The organism is Bradyrhizobium sp. BR2003, assembly GCF_009720285.1.
GTDB lineage: Bacteria > Pseudomonadota > Alphaproteobacteria > Rhizobiales > Xanthobacteraceae > Bradyrhizobium > Bradyrhizobium elkanii.
In genome coordinates this window covers 18,712-33,514 of the sequence record NZ_SMYJ01000014.1, presented here as the reverse complement: position 1 = coordinate 33,514, position 14,803 = coordinate 18,712, and the positions used below count along the sequence as shown (strand labels likewise).

Genomic DNA, 14,803 nt, shown 5'->3' with positions numbered 1-14,803 from the left:
GGAACGTGATGACGCCGCTCGAAAAGATCCAGTCGATGAAGATGCCGTTTGCGGAACTGAAGGGCGTCACCTTCACCGAGGCCGGCCAGGATCGGGTGGTGGCGAAAATGGTGGTGCGGCCGGACCTCTGCACCCTCCGCAACACGATCCATGGCGGCGCGGTGATGGCCCTTGCGGACTCGGTCGGTGCCGCCGCGACCGTGATCAACCTGCCTGAGGACGCCAAGGGAACCACGACGCTGGAGAGCAAGACCAACTTCATCGGCGGGGCCAAGGAGGGGACGACCGTGATCGCGACCGCGACACCGGTTCACCGGGGGCGGCGGACCCAGGTTTGGCAGACCAGGCTGGAGACCGAAGACGGCAAGCTGGTCGCGGTGGTGACGCAGACGCAGCTGGTATTATAATGGGGCAATGATGTGATTTTCCAATCACAGCATTGTTTACTTAAATGAATCTGAGTACTTGAATTTTATGGTGCGGCGCACAATATAGGGGCTGCTAGGGACTCGACGCCTCCTCGAGGGCTACCAAGAGGAGTTATGAAATGAACTATGATTCCATTCGTTCGACGTCCGCCAAGGGCACCGTGCGGACGTTGAGCCAGCAGGAAGAGCTTCCGCTGCTGCGCGATCACCTGCTGCGGCTGGATCGTACTAGCCGTCATGATCGTTTTCATGGCTTCATCGACGACAGTTTCATCCGCCGCTACGCCGAGCGCTGCGCCAATGACGGCACGGTCATCATCGCCTATTTCGAGGACGGCGTGGTCCGCGGCGCGGCCGAATTGCATCCCCCGGAGCAGTCTCCGGATGCACAGCCCGAGATCGCCTTCAGTGTCGAGCGGTCGGCGCGGCGAAAGGGCGTCGGCAGCACCTTGTTCCGCAAGCTGATCGCCGAGGCGCATGCCAAGGGCTACGGCAGCCTGCGCATCACCACCGGCGCGCAGAACGATGCGATGCGGGCGCTCGCCACCAAGTTCGGTGCCCAGCTGACCTTCCGTCACGGGGAGTCGACCGGCAGCATCGACCTGACCGAGCAGCAGCAACCCGAGGCGGCGCCGGCTGTCGCTGCGGTGACGCCGGTCGAGGCCGCGCGCGCGATTGTAGACATGAACCGCGCCTATTGGCGCATGGTGATGCAGATCTCCGGCTGGGGCCGGGCGGCCTGAGCCGGTAGCGTTTCCAAGCGAAGTGGAAACCGGTTCGCGTGAAGGAAACGCGTCCAATAAGAATCTCAGATCAAACGAATAAGGGCAATCCATTCAATGGATTGCCCTTCTTCTTTCAGCAATTGGATGATGCTTCTCAGGTGCCGGTGCGCTTGTCGGTCGCAAAGCGGCGAACCACGCGGCGCTCGACCACGACGGAGCGCTGCGCGCCCTGTTCGCCGGCGATGACGCGGGTGGCCGTGCCGGTGCGGGCACTGACGCGCGCGGTCTTCTTCACCTCGGCGAGCACATCGTCATAGGGCAGCCCCATCAGTGCCGACGCGATCTCGGCCTGGGCCTCCACGTCATCGGTGATACCGATGGCGGCGAAGATTGCTTCTTCCAGCGTCGGCGGATCATGCCGCACGCGCCGGGTGCCATATTTGGTATTCCAGTCTCCGCTCATCGCCGCCTCATCTTTGAATCGCGGGAGATACGTAAGGTCCCCAATGTTGCATTGCAATATGAATGTGAGATGGCAATCCAGCCATGCAGCTAGAGTCTCTCAATCTTGTGAGCGTCATAAAGTTCGATGGTAGTTGCCGCGGCCGTGAGGGATTGCAGCGAGCGGACGAAATCGCGCGACGCCGGGACCGCGAAATGCCCGGCCAGCGCGGCGCGGTCGGCCCATTGCTCGAAGAACACCAGCCTGAGCGGATTCTCGCAATCGACATGGACCGCGTGGGAGATGCAGCCGGGCTCGGTGCGTGAACGATGAACGTGTTCAAGGCTCAGCCGCCGCACCTCGTCGAGCGAGTCGGGGCGGGCGGTGACGCTGCCGGTGACGACGATCATGATCTCCCCCTCCAATGCGCGATGAAGCCAAGTCATCATCGCGCTTTAGGTTCTTGTTTGAGCATGATCTTTTCGTGAAACCGCTTCGCACTTTTCCGGATCATGTTCTACGGGGTGGCTTCTGCCCCGGATGCACTCATCTGTTGCTGCGGCCAGCGCTTCAGTGCGGCGCGGCCGGCATCGGTCAGCACATAGATGCCGCGCTCGGCGCGATCGAACCAGCCATAGACATTATGCAGCAGGATCTTGCCGGCGTCGGGAATATCCGCGCGGAGGTCGCGCACCCGCCGCGGCCCATCCGAAAGCGCCGAGGCGCAGGCCAGCGCCTGCTGCCGGTAGGCGGTCATGATCGGCGCCCGCGTCGATCCGCCCATCGCGGGATCGCCCTTGCGTTTCCGGTGCTCGGTGATCAGCCGTGAACGTTTCTTCGGATTGCGGCGGGGCGCCGCGGTCGGCGGCGGCACCAGCACCTCGACGTCGCCGCGATCGGTCACGCCGAGCATGCCGATGCCGAGCCGCCGGCACAGATTGCGATAGCGCGCGTCGCTCTCGCGGCCCTTGCCTCGGGCCGACACCTTGGCGGCGATCCACACCTCGTCTGCGGCGCCGGCGCGATCGACCGCCTGCAGGATCAGTTCGAGATTGAAGGCGAGCTTGAGCTCGCCGATCACGACGACCGGTGGATCATCGCCGCTCAACGCCACGAGATCGCAGCCGCCAATCTCGCCCTTCACCGTGAAGCCGAGCTTTTCCAGGAAGCTTTTGACGGGCAGATAAAGCGCGGTTTCCAACAGGCAGGCTCCTGCGGCATCCGGCCGCGACTCGGTGCGCCAGCATAGCGCGGAATTGCGCCCGCCGAGGCGGATGGAATTTGCCCAAGACACGGCCGAGCGGCTATTGTCGGAACCGGGACCAGGCGCAGCTCATGATCCGGAACGGGCTCTATCACATCACCGTCGAATTCCTCGACGGCGTCTCTGGCGGCAATCAGGGCGTCATGGTGCTGCGCGACGGACAGATGCGCGGCGGCGACTCGTTTTTCTTTGCCTACGGCAGCTACACCGCAGCCGACGGCAAGTGGAAGGGCGAGGTCACCAATGAGGAGCATTCGCCGACCTATGGCGCGCGCCGGTGTGGGAACGCAAGGTGGTCACCATCGGATTTACCGGCACCTATACCGATCAGACCGCCGAAGGTGACGGCATGGCGCTCGCCGGCAAGCAGAGCATCCGTTTCCGGTCGAAGCTGCGGCTACTGGTTGCGGACTAAACCCGCCCGTTGACCGGCAGCAGCGCGCCGGTGACGGCGCTCGCGGCATCGCTGGCGAGGAACAGGATCACCTCGGCGAGCTCCTTCGGCGTCACCCATTTGGAGATGTCGGCTTTCGGCATCGCGGCGCGATTGGCTGCGGTGTCGATGATCGAGGGCAGCACCGCGTTGACGGTGACCTTGCCCTTGAGTTCCGCGGCGAGCGACTCGGTGAGGCGGTGTACGCCGGCCTTCGAGGCTGCGTAGGGACCCATGCCGGAGGCGGCCTGCAAGGCGCCGAGCGCGCCGATATTGATGATCCGCCCGGCGCCCGACTTGGTGAGATGCGGGATGGCGGCGCGCGAGGTGTTGAGCGCCGTCATCACGTTCATCGCATACATGCGCTGCCAGGTCGCCGGATCGCCGTCGCCGACCGCCTCGAAGGTAAAGCCGCCGGCGATGTTGATCAGTCCGTCGAGCCGGCCGAAATGCGCGGCCGCGTTGTCGATCGCGGCGGTCGCCTGCGCGGTGTCGGTGAGGTCGACACCGCCCAGCTCGATATGGTCGGCCGTCGCCGCAAGCGTGGATGCGGCATGATCGATGCCGGCGACGCGCGCGCCGCGCGCCAGCGCCTCTGCGGCGACCACCTTGCCAAGCGCGCCGAGGGCGCCGGTAATGACGATGGCTTTTCCGTGCATGGCGGTCTCCGCATTCGCGAGCAAACGACTGCCCACTATGATCAGGCGGAATTCATTTGCAATGCCGCCAATTTCGCCGCCTACTGCGCGCATTCATCAATTCATTCGCCTCAAGGATGTTTGCTATGCCGACACCCAGACCGTGCGAAACCCATCTCGATCTCGTCAGGTTCGGACATAAGCTGCCGCACTTCGCGGATGCGCTGCGGCATCAGCGCAAGGTCAAGCTGGTGGCGCTCGGATCGTCGTCGACCGCGGGCGCCGACAACATCCTGCCGTTCCCGCCGCGGCTCGAGATGCTGCTGCGGCAACGCTCCTTCGGCCGGATGATCGACGTGATCAACCGGGGGATCGGCGGCCAGGAGGCGCCGGAGGAGTATTCCCGCATCGAGTCCGACGTGACCGTTGAGGCGCCGGTGCTGGTGATCTGGCAGGTCGGCACCAACGCCGTCTACAAGAGCTACAATCCCGCCGAGGTGCGCGCCGCGCTGGAGGCCGGGCTCGACGTGCTCGCAGCGCTTCCGCTTGACGTCGTCGTGATGGATTCCCAGTACACCCAGGCGATCGTCGGGACGGAAGCTGCGCTCAATCTCGCCAATGTGATCATGCCGATGATCGCCGACGTGACTTCAAGCAAGAAGGTGAATCTGTTCAGCCGCTTCGCGCTGATGAAGCGCTGGACCGATGACGGGATTCCGCTTGGCGAGCTTGACGATGGCGGACAGCTTCACACCAGCGAGTGGGCGACCAATTGCGTGACCCAGTCGCTGTTCGGCGCGATCGACGACGCATTGAAGCCGGAGGCGATCACGTGACGCGACTACGTAAGACTACGGGGTAGGGCCGGTTGGATAAAATTTGCAGCACTTCCGTAAGTCGTTTTCAGAACCCTTTCCTTAGAAGCGGAACTCCAGCCAAGGTAGGGGTTATGCGAATGGGAAATCTTCCGGATCACGGTTTACCGCTCGTTCAGCTTAAGGAGCAGCGGCGCGATCTCGTGGTGGCACTGCAAAACCGCAAGGGACCAGTGGGCAGCTGGGAATTGATGCAGATCGCGGCGATCCAGCAGGCGATCTCGGCGTTCGAGGATGTGATTGCCGACCTCGACGCGGAACTCGAACTCGAGGCCGCGGCGGCCTGAGCGAAGTAAATTTGATCAGGCCTGCAGATAGCGGCCTTCAAGCGCCTTGCGCTCGGCCTGGCCGAGCCCGAGGCCTTCACGGAAATAACCGTCGAGGCTGCCGTAATCGGCATCGATCGCCTCGAATGCAGCCTCGAGAAACGCCGCGCGCACCGTGCCGAGCACCTGCTTGACATCATCGGGCAGCTCGGTGCTGTGGGCGGGGTCGCGCTTGTAGAACTGGTTGGTCAGGAGATAGTCGTCCGCGATCACCTGCTCGGACACGCCGAGCGCGTGCAGGATCAGCGCGCAGGCAAAGCCGGTGCGGTCCTTGCCGGCGGTGCAGTGGATTACGAGCGGCGCGCGGTCTTCCAATAAATGGGCAAACAGCGTGCGATAGCGCGCGGTGTTGTCCTGCACATAACCCCGGTAGGAATCCCGCATCACATCGATCGCATCGGCTTCCGAGAGCTGACGGCTGCTGGCGATCGCGCGCAGCGAAGCCACCACGGTCGGCTCGACCGGGAGCGAATGCACGGTGACGTCGCTCATGCCGCACAGCGCCTCGGCGCGCTCGGCGACGCCGCGGAAATCGAACGCGCTTTTGACCCCGAGCGAGCGCACCACGGCGACGTCCTGCTCGGTGAGATGCGCAAGATGGTTAGAGCGGAAGATCTGGCGCCAGCGCACCGTCCGCCCGTCGCGCGTCTGGTAGCCGCCGAGGTCGCGAAAATTGCTGGCGCCGGCGAGATTGAGGTGACGGGCAGGGGCTTCGGACATCGGGCGGGCCTGTTGCAGCTGATGAGGTCTTGGCGCAGGAATAGCGGCGCAGACAGGTCTATAACCGGCCCGTCAGGGGGAGAATATGACTTATCGCGCGGGCGCCATTGTCATCGGCGCAATTCTTTTCGAGATTCTTGGTTGCTCGGCGGCACCGGCGCAGTCCGCCTTCCGGAGCTATCGCTGTGCTGACGGCACGCAGTTCATTGCAGGGTTCTTCAGCGGGGATGCGCGCGCGCATCTGCAACTCGACGGCAAGGCGGTGACGCTGAAGAAGCGCCTGTCGCTGACGGGCACACGCTACAGGGGTGGCGGGATCACGCTTGAGATCAGCCGGACCGGGCTTGCCAAGCTCCGGCATGCGAGGCGGCCGGCGACGGCCTGCGAGCTGGCATGAAAAAAGGGCCGAAACGCTCGCGTTCCGACCCTTGTTATTGTTCTGCTGCCGTCTGAGGTTTTCGCGCCACGCCTCTCTGTCGCGTCGACATCAGTGATCGCGGCCCGGCTTGGCGTCGTCGATCGCCGCCTGATGGTACCAGCTCTCGCTGCAGGCCGAGGTCTCGACTTCAGCGGCGAGTGCGAGCGCGGTCCGCGTCTCGCCGTAGCGGCGTCCGCCGAGAGCCGCGCGGCCCCCTGCCGGGAATTGATAGATCGTTGCCGATCCCTGGATCGGTGCTTGGTGTTGGCCCGTGGTGATCATGTCAAAGTCTCCTTTGGCCGGAGCGAGCCTCCATGGTGCGCCCGACTCATTCGCGTGTGGTTACCGTGCTTTCGATATCGGCCCGGGCTTGGCGGGGTGCAAGTGACCAAGAAATAGTCATACTTTGACCAATTCATAGGCAAGTTCGGGTTTGCTTCCTGTGAGGCAGGATGCAGCTGACCAACGCTTGAGCCGTGGCGGTGGTTGCAGGGCGCCCAACCGTTGGACACGAACTGTCACATAGTGCTGCCGCCGCATTAAGCGGCAGGCGATACCGTAGCCGAATTTGCTGCAGAAACGGGCGGCGGAGGGCGCTCAGAGAAGATTTTGACTGATCGCGGCGCATGCCAGCCGCGCTGCTATGTCGCAGAAAAAAATGCGATGTCCGCTGTGGACATCCGCGACCGGGCGGGCGCCGCAGTGCAGCGACTGGCATTTTAATTGCTTAGTAAGAGCCGGCCGATGGTGGCCGGGTACGCGTGCGGCGGCCGACTGGCTTTCGGTTCCTCACGGTTTTGCATCATCAACAGAGAGGTTCAATGACCAAGTACAAGCTGGAGTATATCTGGCTCGACGGATATACGCCGACGCCGAGCCTGCGCGGTAAGACGCAGATCAAGGAATTCGCGTCGTTCCCGACCCTCGAACAGCTTCCGCTGTGGGGCTTTGACGGTTCGTCCACCCAGCAGGCTGAAGGCCACAGCTCTGACTGCGTGCTGAAGCCGGTCGCCTGCTATCCCGATGCCGCGCGCGAGAACGGCGTGCTGGTGATGTGCGAAGTCATGATGCCCGACGGCAAGACCCCGCATCCGTCCAATAAGCGCGCCACCATCCTGGACGACGACGGCGCCTGGTTCGGCTTCGAGCAGGAATACTTCTTCTACCAGGACGGCCGCCCGCTCGGCTTCCCGGAGTCCGGTTATCCGGCGCCGCAGGGCCCGTACTACACCGGCGTCGGCTACAAGAACGTCGGCAGCGTCGCCCGCAAGATCGTGGAAGAGCATCTCAACCTCTGCCTCGCCGCCGGCATCAACCACGAAGGCATCAATGCCGAAGTGGCGAAGGGCCAGTGGGAATTCCAGATCTTCGGCAAGGGCTCCAAGACCGCCGCTGACCAGATGTGGATGGCTCGCTATCTGATGCTGCGTCTCACCGAGAGCTACGGCATCGACATCGAATTCCACTGCAAGCCGCTCGGCGACACCGACTGGAACGGCTCGGGCATGCACGCCAACTTCTCGACCAAGTACATGCGCGAAGTCGGTGGCAAGGAGTACTTCGAGAGCCTGATGAAGGCGTTCGACAAGAACCTGATGGATCACATCGCCGTCTACGGCCCGGACAACGACAAGCGCCTGACCGGCAAGCACGAGACCGCGCCCTGGAACAAGTTCAGCTACGGCGTGGCTGACCGTGGTGCTTCGATCCGCGTGCCGCACTCCTTCGTCAACAACGGCTACAAGGGCTATCTGGAAGACCGCCGCCCGAACTCGCAAGGCGACCCCTACCAGATCGCTTCGCAGATCCTGAAGACGATCTCCGAGGTTCCGACCGGAGCGAAGGCCGCGGCCTAAGCTGCTATCGGACCCGGATGGAGTCATCCGGACCGCAAATCGGGTCCGCCACGGCGACAGCCTTGGCGGACCTTCGCTATTTAGCGATACCCTTTGCAGGCCGCCTCCGGCCGAAACCGGTTTCGCTGCGTTATGAACCGCGCTAGACAACGGGTACATCTTGGCTGCCGGGGACACGGCGCTTGTTTGAGGGATTTTACAAGGTCCGGTTCGAACTCGGCGGCGCCGTCGGCCGCAGCGTGATGTATGTCGGCGACGGCAAGATGCTCGGCGGCAATTCGGCATTCGCCCATATCGGCACCTACCGGAAAGCCGGCGACGAGGTCGTAGTCGAGATTCAGACCGTCCGCCACAACCCCGATCCGAACTACCGCGCGATGGCCGGCACCGATGACGCCACGCTGATTGCCAGAGGCCGGCCGGACGGCGAGCTCTATCGCTTCAAGGGCGAACTGAAGGAGTTGCCCGGCGTGCCGTTCCAGTCGGTGATGACGCCGATCACCGGGGAGGACATCCCGATCGCCGGCGGGGTCGGCGAGGGCGGTGTCATCAACGGGCTCTATTCAATCCACATCCGCGTGCTCGACGGGGTCGACGGCGGCCTCACCGGCGTGATGCTGCTGAACAACGGCCGCATCCTCGGCGGCGACGCCTTCTTCTACTATCTCGGCACCTACACCTCCGAGAAAGGCCGCTGGAAGGGCCAGATCCTCAATCAGGAGCACACGTCGGCGATGGGCGAGAACCCGATCTTTGGCGGCCACGAGGTCGGTATCGGCTTTGCCGGCACCTGCGACGCCGAGGGCGCCGTGCTGGAGGCGACCGCGCTTGCCGGCAAGCGCAGCCTGCGGCTCACGGCCGCGCTCAAGCTGATGCGCCGGGCATAGGCATATGGGCAATTCGGTTCGCGTGCTCTCGACGCTGGCGCTGAAGGGCGCGGTCGCGCGGCTTGCCGCCGCCTATCAGGCGGCGAGCGGTGTTGCGATCGACGCCGATTTCGCCCCGACGCTGGCACTGCTCGAACGCCTGCGCGGCGGCGACGGCGCCGACCTCGTGATCCTGACCCGCGAGGGCCTCGACGAGATGATCGGCGAGGGTTGCGTTGCGCGGGAGAGCGCAGTGGATCTTGCGCGCTCCTATGTCGGCGTCGCGGTGAAGGCGGGGGCCGCGCATCCCGACATCGCGACGGAAGCCGCGCTGCGTGCGGCGCTGCTCGGTGCGCGGGCCGTGGCCTATTCGCGGATCGGCGCCAGCGGCATCCTGTTCGCGCAGTTGATCGCGCGTCTCGGTATCGTGGAGGCGATAAACGCGCGGGCGGTGATCATTCCGAGCGGCTTCACCGCGGAGAAGCTCGTCAGCGGCGACGCCGATCTGGCGATCCAGCAGATCAGCGAGTTGAAGCAGATCGAGGGCATCGAGGTCGTCGGGCCGATTCCGCTGGATTTGCAGACCCCAACGGTGTTCTCCGCCGGCCGCGTGGCAGCCTCGCAGCGCGCAGCGGCCGCCGATCATCTGCTGCGCTATCTGTCGTCGGCTGAAGTCGCGCCGGTGCTGCGCCAGACCGGGCTCGAGCCTTGAATTCGCCCGCACGGCGACGCACTCTGCCGGTCATGTTCAAACCACTTCACGCGATTGTCTTTGCTGCGGCGCTGGCCGCGCCCGTGCTTGCCCACGCGCAATCGGCCGACCTCGTGCTGTGCGACCGGCTTGCCGCCGATCCTACCGATCCCGACAAGCCGGCCGACGTGAAGGGCGTGCCCGACATCGCGTCGGCCGACATCGCGACCGCGATCAAGTACTGCGCGGTGGCCGCAAGATCCTCGCGCCGGGCGATGTACGAGCTCGGCCGGGCGTATGCTGCCAACCGGCAGACCGCGGAAGCTGCAAGCGCCTGGCGCAAGGCGGCCGACAAGGGCTCGACATCGGCGATGGTCGAGCTCGGCGTGCTCTACGGCAACGGCACCGGCCTCGCCAGGGACGAGGCGCAGGCGCGCAAATTGTTCGAGCGCGCGGCGCAGGCCGGCAACGCGCGCGGTGTCAGCAATCTCGCCGCGCTCGGCGGCGGCGCGGCGGCTGATCCAGCACGCGCGCGCGAATTGCTCGCCAAGTCCGCCGAGACCAATGCCGAAGCGCAGTACCAGCTCGGCATGATGCTGGCCGACGGCAAGGGCGGCGCGCAGGACGATGCCGGCGCACGGGCGCTGTTCGAGAAGGCCGCCGCGCAGAATCATCCCGGCGCGCTGGAGCGGATGGGCGCCTTCGCGCAAGCCGGCCGCGGCGGGCCGAAGGATAGCGATGCCGCAAAGGCCTATTACGAGCGGGCGGCCGCGCTCGGCGACGAGGATGCCAAGAAGGCGCTGGAGCGGGCTCGCTGCCCCTATGTCATCAAGGACAAGCGCGGCAATCCCGTGACCAATCTCTGCTTCTAATCAAACTGGAACGCTCGCCGCGGCATGTCGTTGACATGCGAAAGGCATTGGCGAGGCGATGTCATGATCCGCAAACTGCGTTCCGGCGAGTACCGCCTCTATTCCCGCAAGGTCAATCCGAAGACCGGCAAGCGCCGCAATCTCGGCACCTTCAAGTCGCGCGCGGCGGCGCAGAAGCACGAGCGCGCCGTGCAGTATTTCAAGCGCCACTAGAGCTTCGGCTCTCAGAACCGAGGCTCTAGCCTCTTGTTTGACGCGTTTTCTTCAGCCGAACCGGCGTCCACTTCGCTCGAAAACGCTATGGTCTCGTTGGGCGACTAAGGCGCGGGGCAGGCCGCGCCGGTTTTCACCCAGGCCTCGACCAGTGCGCCGGCCTGCGCTTGCGTGCCCGGTGCCGGTGCGCGGCCGAAGCCGGGATGCCAGGCCCAGCCCACCAGCGTGTCCTTGCCGATATGCTCGATCAGCTCCTCGACCTTGCGGCCGCCATTGCGCGCGGGGTCGCGGATCTGCGCGCAAATCTCGCCGACGGTCTTGCCGGCCCATGCCATCTCGCGCGGCGCAAGGTGCCATTCAGGGTGGCCCGGCACCCGACCGGGATCGAAATTGGCGTGCTGGTGACAGATCGAGCAGCGCATGGCGTCCTTGCCGTGGCCGTCGGCACCGCGCGTCACCGGTGGCTGATGCATGCGGCTGATATCGCCCTGCCGCGGGCTGTCGCCGGCGGGATGGCAATTGGTGCAGCGCGGATGCGTCAGGACCTTGCCGAGCTCGGTGAAGATCGCCGCCGAGCGCTGCTCGACATTCTCGATGCCGGCAAAGCTTTCCGGCGAGGCGAGGGCTTGGCTCGCGCTCTCCGACGCCGCGTAGCCGGCACACAGGCTGGTCGCGAGCGCCGTCAGCACTGCAACGATCCGAAACCGCGCTTCCGTTGGCATTGCTCGCGCGCTCACTTGCTGGCGGTCAGATAGCGTTTGGAATCGGCGAGAATCACGTCGCGCACCGCCTGATGATACTTGATGTAGCCGGTGCAGCGGCACAGATGGCCGTCGAGCGCATCCGCAATGACGCTCTCGAGCTGGTCCCGCGCCACCGGCGTCTTCGCCAGCCGTTCGAGCAGCACCTGGCCCTCGTTGAGGAAGCCGGCGGTGCAGTAGCCGCACTGGAACGCGAAGTGGTCGATGAAGGCGCGCTGCAACGCCGAGAGTTCGCCGTCCCTGGCGTGGCCCTCGACGGTGCGGATCGCCTTGCCGTCGAAATTCGCGGCCGGCACCACGCAGGTCGGGGTGGTGTAGCTCGTGCCGTCGGGATTATCGACGATAACGGCACAGCTCAGGCATTGCGCGGCGCCGCAGCCGAACTTGGTGCCGGTCATGCCGAGCATTTCCCGAAGGAAATCGTTCATCGAGAGGTCGTCGCGGACCTCGATCGGACCGTGCTTGTGGCCGTTGATGGTGAGGTTGAGCGTCGTCACGCCAGCGCTCCCTTGAGCAGGCTTGTTGTCACCGGCAGTGAGCGGAAGCGGTGGCCGGTGGCATCGTTGATGGCGTTGAGCAGCGCCGGCACGATCGGGATCATCACCACCTCGGCCATGCCCTTCGGCGGCTCGTCCGGCGTCAGTGGCGGCAGCATCTCGATCTCGAGATCGTGCAGCGGCAGGTCGGAGCCGCGTGCGATCAGGTACTGGCCGAGATTCCACTGCCCGTTGCCGGGCCCGCCCTCGAACGGCGGCAGGGTTTCCAGCAGGGCGTAGCCGACGCCCATCGCGAAGCCGCCATGCGACTGGCCGAGCACCACTTCAGGCACCAGCGCCCGGCCGCATTCGAACACGCTGTAGGCCTTGGCGATGCGCAAGCTGCCGGTCGCGCGCTCGATCTCGACGCGGACCAGCGTGCCGCACATCGAGGTGTAGGCGGTTCCGATCCGGTTGTTGTCGGTCGGCGGGAATTTCACGCTTGTTCGGTTGATCCGCTCGAACTGGCTCCGGCCGCGACGAATGGCGAGCGCGTCGATCTCGGCGCGGTACTGTTCGCCGAACAGCGGGAAGCGGGCGCGCGACCAGGCCCAGCGCGAGAAGCTGTGCGCGATGGCGCCGGTGACGAAGCCGCGCGCATGCGCGGTCGCGGCAAGCTTTGACAAGGGCAGCGGTGCGAGATCGTCGAGCACCAACTGGCCATCCTTCCAGTGCGCCCTGTCCCACTGGCGGGCGCGGGGATCGGTCTTGGCGATGTGCCAGAGCTCGAGCGCCGCCGGCCACAGGCCGAAGCGGAAGATGATGCGCGCCGCCTCGGCCGACGAGTGCGTGCCGACATGGGCGCCGATCGAGGCACTGGTCGCCGAGCTGATCGCGGGCACCCAGCGCGGGTTCCTCTCGGCGAGATCCTGGGTCTTCTGATCCATCGTGTAGGGATCGCCCGAGGTGACGAGGCCGAGTGCGTCATAGCTGTCGACCCGGGAGACCGCGACCTCATCGGCGACGGCGCCGAGATGGCTCGCGACCCGGTTGGCGAGCGCGGTGCCGACGCCATTGCCCATTTCGACGTGGTCGCAATGGATCGCGATCCATCCCTCGGCATTGATCTCGACCCGGCCGAGCGAGCAATCCGCGCCCGAGCCGTAATCCTTGGTGACGCAGGCGACGCCCGTGCCGACCAGGCGGCCCTCCGGCGCCTTCTGCTTGAAGTCAGCGCGCTGCCGCCAGATCGGATGCTTCTCGAGCTTGTCGAGGATGTCAGGCGTGCGCACCGACACGATGTAGGGATTGCCGGTCATGGTCCGGCCGTTCTGCTTCAACGCATTGTTGCGGCGGAACGCGATCGGATCGATCTTGAGCTCGCTTGCCGCCTCGTCGATCAGCACTTCCAGCGCGGTCATGGTCTGCAGCGTGCCGTAGCCGCGCATCGAGCCAGCGGTGACGCCGCGCGAATGCAGCGCCACGGTGGTGACGTCGACCTTCGGGATGTCGTAGATGCCGATCGCGGCAGTCGCGGCAACGACCGCAACATTGGCCGAGAAGTTGGCGAGCCCGCCGCCGTCGAGCACATGGTCGGCGGCGAATGCGGTGATCTTGCCGCTCGCACGATCGATACCGATCCGCGAGCGCATCTTGATCGGGTGGCGTTTGATGCCGCCCTGGAATTGCTGGTAGCGATCCTGCGCCAGCCGCACCGGCCGGCCCGGGAAGAACATCGCCGCCAGCGCCACGTAAAGCACGAACGGGGTATGGTCGCGGCCGCCGAAGCCGCCGCCGACATGGGCGAATTGCGCGTTGATGTGCGAGGGCCGGAACGGCGCGCGGGCCTTGCCGAGCATGAAGGCGATCGACTCGGTCGCCTCATAGGGCGACTGCACGCCGAGCACCAGTTCGAGATTGCCGCTGTTGTCGCTGTACCAGGCGAGCCCGCTCTCCGGCTCCAGGAACATCGGATCGACCGACTGGGTCTCGAACTCGCGGTCGAGCACGAGCTGTGTCGGATCGTCCTTGGCGAGCTGCGCGCGGATCGCCTCGCCATAGGTCGCGGCCTTGGCGTAGTCGGCCTTGGTCTCCTTGGCGAGCGGCAGCCAGACCGGCAGCGCCGCGTTCTGGATGCGGCTCGGCGAAACCCAGCCGGCCTGGATCGGCGAATAGACGTCGGGGGTGTCAGGCGTGGCGCCCGCCATGCGCGTGAAGCGATACGCGCCGTAGTTCGGCAGGACGACCGGCCCGGTCTCGTCGCCGAATTTGACGAAGCCGCCGTCGCGCAGCGCGAGGCGCGCGCGGTCGAAAGCGTCGAACTGCTCGAAGATCAACAGCGCGACCGGCTGCCCGAGATAGAGCGGCGTCTTGCCGACCGGGCAGAACAGGTCGCCGGTGTAGAATTCCGGGACCCGCGTTCCGATCCGGTCGAGATCGGCAGCGGTGACGACGACCGACGGCTTTGCCGGACCATCTAGACGGGCAAGGTCCATGCCGGCATAGACGTGCGTCGCGTCGTCGGCGCGCACCAGGATGGCGTGCGCGGTGGTCGCGGGCCAGCCCGGCATGTCGGCGGCGCGAAAGTCGGACGCGTAGAGCTTTGCGCCGGTGACCTTGGCCACGCCGTCGACACGGCCGGCGCCCTTTTCTGCCGGATTGAAATGGCCGCGCCCGGGCAGCGTCTCGCGGCTCGCGAAAGCCGGTTCGTTCGCCAGCGCCAGATGCGACAGGCTGACCGAGATGCCGCCTGCCGACAACCACTTCACGAATTCGCGTCGCGAAGGCCGCATGGTCTGA

General features: G+C 65.2%; 20 protein-coding genes. 11 read left to right on the top strand and 9 right to left on the bottom strand.

The genetic code is table 11. The features are described 5' to 3' along the window. Positions 1-8: 8 nt before the first annotated feature. Both E2I15_RS08590 and E2I15_RS08585 read left to right on the top strand, forming a co-directional pair. Entirely contained in the window at positions 9-407 is a 399-nt protein-coding gene (locus E2I15_RS08590; protein WP_137482740.1) for a PaaI family thioesterase, read from the top strand. A 140-nt stretch (positions 408-547) separates the two neighbouring features. Further along, positions 548-1,171 (top strand): GNAT family N-acetyltransferase, encoded by a 624-nt coding sequence (locus tag E2I15_RS08585; protein WP_137482739.1) that lies wholly within the window; start codon positions 548-550, stop codon positions 1,169-1,171. 136 nt (positions 1,172-1,307) lie between these two features. Here E2I15_RS08585 and E2I15_RS08580 read toward each other — a convergent pair whose 3' ends face one another. The 3 genes from E2I15_RS08580 to E2I15_RS08570 all read right to left on the bottom strand — a co-directional run bounded on the left by E2I15_RS08580 (position 1,308) and on the right by E2I15_RS08570 (position 2,796). Beyond that, positions 1,308-1,616 (bottom strand): hypothetical protein, encoded by a 309-nt coding sequence (locus tag E2I15_RS08580; RefSeq protein ID WP_016843036.1) that lies wholly within the window; start codon positions 1,614-1,616, stop codon positions 1,308-1,310. 89 nt (positions 1,617-1,705) lie between these two features. Next, positions 1,706-2,005 (bottom strand): putative quinol monooxygenase, encoded by a 300-nt coding sequence (locus E2I15_RS08575; RefSeq protein ID WP_137482738.1) that lies wholly within the window; start codon positions 2,003-2,005, stop codon positions 1,706-1,708. Positions 2,006-2,112: 107 nt separating this feature from the next. Beyond that, entirely contained in the window at positions 2,113-2,796 is a 684-nt protein-coding gene (locus E2I15_RS08570) for a DUF2161 domain-containing phosphodiesterase (RefSeq protein WP_137482737.1), read from the bottom strand. A gap of 134 nt (positions 2,797-2,930) precedes the next feature. Between E2I15_RS08570 and E2I15_RS08565 the strand changes: the two genes are divergently transcribed. After that, positions 2,931-3,287, top strand: coding sequence for a GrlR family regulatory protein (locus E2I15_RS08565; protein WP_246729375.1), 357 nt, complete (start codon positions 2,931-2,933; stop codon positions 3,285-3,287). Here E2I15_RS08565 and fabG read toward each other — a convergent pair. Next, positions 3,271-3,951, bottom strand: a complete 681-nt coding sequence (gene fabG, locus E2I15_RS08560) for a 3-oxoacyl-ACP reductase FabG (RefSeq protein ID WP_137482736.1) — start codon at positions 3,949-3,951, stop codon at positions 3,271-3,273. The two genes, E2I15_RS08565 and fabG, sit on opposite strands and share 17 nt — an antisense overlap. A 125-nt stretch (positions 3,952-4,076) precedes the next feature. Here fabG and E2I15_RS08555 point away from each other — a divergent pair, with 125 nt between their 5' ends. Both E2I15_RS08555 and E2I15_RS08550 read left to right on the top strand, forming a co-directional pair. After that, positions 4,077-4,766, top strand: coding sequence for an SGNH/GDSL hydrolase family protein (locus E2I15_RS08555; RefSeq protein WP_137482735.1), 690 nt, complete (start codon positions 4,077-4,079; stop codon positions 4,764-4,766). 119 nt (positions 4,767-4,885) lie between these two features. Next, positions 4,886-5,092 (top strand): hypothetical protein, encoded by a 207-nt coding sequence (locus tag E2I15_RS08550; RefSeq protein ID WP_035634033.1) that lies wholly within the window; start codon positions 4,886-4,888, stop codon positions 5,090-5,092. A 15-nt stretch (positions 5,093-5,107) separates the two neighbouring features. On the opposite strand, the gene E2I15_RS08545 is transcribed toward E2I15_RS08550, so the two are convergent. Next, positions 5,108-5,851, bottom strand: coding sequence for a tyrosine-protein phosphatase (locus E2I15_RS08545; RefSeq protein ID WP_016843029.1), 744 nt, complete (start codon positions 5,849-5,851; stop codon positions 5,108-5,110). An 85-nt stretch (positions 5,852-5,936) separates the two neighbouring features. Between E2I15_RS08545 and E2I15_RS08540 the strand changes: the two genes are divergently transcribed. Beyond that, positions 5,937-6,248, top strand: coding sequence for an MliC family protein (locus tag E2I15_RS08540; RefSeq protein WP_137482734.1), 312 nt, complete (start codon positions 5,937-5,939; stop codon positions 6,246-6,248). A 90-nt stretch (positions 6,249-6,338) separates the two neighbouring features. Here the strand turns inward: E2I15_RS08540 and E2I15_RS08535 are convergent, their stop codons facing one another. Further along, entirely contained in the window at positions 6,339-6,551 is a 213-nt protein-coding gene (locus tag E2I15_RS08535; protein ID WP_137482733.1) for a DUF2735 domain-containing protein, read from the bottom strand. 539 nt (positions 6,552-7,090) lie between these two features. On the opposite strand from E2I15_RS08535, the gene E2I15_RS08530 reads away from it, so the two are divergent. From E2I15_RS08530 to E2I15_RS08510, 5 genes are all read left to right on the top strand, one after another. Beyond that, positions 7,091-8,125, top strand: a complete 1,035-nt coding sequence (locus E2I15_RS08530; RefSeq protein ID WP_137482732.1) for a glutamine synthetase beta-grasp domain-containing protein — start codon at positions 7,091-7,093, stop codon at positions 8,123-8,125. A gap of 182 nt (positions 8,126-8,307) precedes the next feature. Next, the gene (locus E2I15_RS08525; protein WP_137482731.1) at positions 8,308-9,012 is read left to right on the top strand and encodes a hypothetical protein; all 705 of its coding nucleotides are present in this window, start codon (positions 8,308-8,310) and stop codon (positions 9,010-9,012) included. A 4-nt stretch (positions 9,013-9,016) separates the two neighbouring features. Next, entirely contained in the window at positions 9,017-9,703 is a 687-nt protein-coding gene (locus E2I15_RS08520; RefSeq protein WP_137482730.1) for a substrate-binding domain-containing protein, read from the top strand. 32 nt (positions 9,704-9,735) lie between these two features. Continuing rightward, a complete protein-coding gene (locus E2I15_RS08515) occupies positions 9,736-10,554 on the top strand; it encodes a tetratricopeptide repeat protein (RefSeq protein ID WP_137482729.1) in 819 nt (272 codons plus the stop codon). A 63-nt stretch (positions 10,555-10,617) separates the two neighbouring features. Beyond that, entirely contained in the window at positions 10,618-10,767 is a 150-nt protein-coding gene (locus E2I15_RS08510) for a hypothetical protein (protein WP_137482728.1), read from the top strand. A 104-nt stretch (positions 10,768-10,871) separates the two neighbouring features. Here the strand turns inward: E2I15_RS08510 and E2I15_RS08505 are convergent, their stop codons facing one another. The 3 genes from E2I15_RS08505 to E2I15_RS08495 are packed head-to-tail and all read right to left on the bottom strand — an operon-like array spanning position 10,872 to position 14,796. Continuing rightward, positions 10,872-11,489 carry an Isoquinoline 1-oxidoreductase subunit gene (locus E2I15_RS08505; protein WP_137482727.1) on the bottom strand — a complete coding sequence of 206 codons (618 nt, stop codon included), beginning with the start codon at positions 11,487-11,489 and terminating at the stop codon, positions 10,872-10,874. A gap of 11 nt (positions 11,490-11,500) precedes the next feature. Further along, positions 11,501-12,025 carry a (2Fe-2S)-binding protein gene (locus tag E2I15_RS08500; RefSeq protein ID WP_137482726.1) on the bottom strand — a complete coding sequence of 175 codons (525 nt, stop codon included), beginning with the start codon at positions 12,023-12,025 and terminating at the stop codon, positions 11,501-11,503. Further along, positions 12,022-14,796, bottom strand: coding sequence for a xanthine dehydrogenase family protein molybdopterin-binding subunit (locus E2I15_RS08495; RefSeq protein ID WP_137482792.1), 2,775 nt, complete (start codon positions 14,794-14,796; stop codon positions 12,022-12,024). The genes E2I15_RS08500 and E2I15_RS08495 overlap by 4 nt, the downstream gene beginning before the upstream one ends. Positions 14,797-14,803 lie beyond the last annotated feature (7 nt).

What these genes read in the sequence shown, in the direction of transcription:
- E2I15_RS08590 (WP_137482740.1), top strand. Translation starts at nt 9, where the DNA reads ATGACGCCGCTCGAAAAGATCCAGTCGATGAAGATGCCGTTTGCGGAA.
- E2I15_RS08585 (WP_137482739.1), top strand. Translation starts at nt 548, where the DNA reads ATGAACTATGATTCCATTCGTTCGACGTCCGCCAAGGGCACCGTGCGG.
- E2I15_RS08580 (WP_016843036.1), bottom strand. Translation starts at nt 1,616, where the DNA reads ATGAGCGGAGACTGGAATACCAAATATGGCACCCGGCGCGTGCGGCAT.
- E2I15_RS08575 (WP_137482738.1), bottom strand. Translation starts at nt 2,005, where the DNA reads ATGATCGTCGTCACCGGCAGCGTCACCGCCCGCCCCGACTCGCTCGAC.
- E2I15_RS08565 (WP_246729375.1), top strand. Translation starts at nt 2,931, where the DNA reads ATGATCCGGAACGGGCTCTATCACATCACCGTCGAATTCCTCGACGGC.
- fabG (WP_137482736.1), bottom strand. Translation starts at nt 3,951, where the DNA reads ATGCACGGAAAAGCCATCGTCATTACCGGCGCCCTCGGCGCGCTTGGC.
- E2I15_RS08555 (WP_137482735.1), top strand. Translation starts at nt 4,077, where the DNA reads ATGCCGACACCCAGACCGTGCGAAACCCATCTCGATCTCGTCAGGTTC.
- E2I15_RS08550 (WP_035634033.1), top strand. Translation starts at nt 4,886, where the DNA reads ATGGGAAATCTTCCGGATCACGGTTTACCGCTCGTTCAGCTTAAGGAG.
- E2I15_RS08545 (WP_016843029.1), bottom strand. Translation starts at nt 5,851, where the DNA reads ATGTCCGAAGCCCCTGCCCGTCACCTCAATCTCGCCGGCGCCAGCAAT.
- E2I15_RS08540 (WP_137482734.1), top strand. Translation starts at nt 5,937, where the DNA reads ATGACTTATCGCGCGGGCGCCATTGTCATCGGCGCAATTCTTTTCGAG.
- E2I15_RS08535 (WP_137482733.1), bottom strand. Translation starts at nt 6,551, where the DNA reads ATGATCACCACGGGCCAACACCAAGCACCGATCCAGGGATCGGCAACG.
- E2I15_RS08530 (WP_137482732.1), top strand. Translation starts at nt 7,091, where the DNA reads ATGACCAAGTACAAGCTGGAGTATATCTGGCTCGACGGATATACGCCG.
- E2I15_RS08520 (WP_137482730.1), top strand. Translation starts at nt 9,017, where the DNA reads ATGGGCAATTCGGTTCGCGTGCTCTCGACGCTGGCGCTGAAGGGCGCG.
- E2I15_RS08515 (WP_137482729.1), top strand. Translation starts at nt 9,736, where the DNA reads ATGTTCAAACCACTTCACGCGATTGTCTTTGCTGCGGCGCTGGCCGCG.
- E2I15_RS08510 (WP_137482728.1), top strand. Translation starts at nt 10,618, where the DNA reads ATGATCCGCAAACTGCGTTCCGGCGAGTACCGCCTCTATTCCCGCAAG.
- E2I15_RS08505 (WP_137482727.1), bottom strand. Translation starts at nt 11,489, where the DNA reads ATGCCAACGGAAGCGCGGTTTCGGATCGTTGCAGTGCTGACGGCGCTC.
- E2I15_RS08495 (WP_137482792.1), bottom strand. Translation starts at nt 14,796, where the DNA reads ATGCGGCCTTCGCGACGCGAATTCGTGAAGTGGTTGTCGGCAGGCGGC.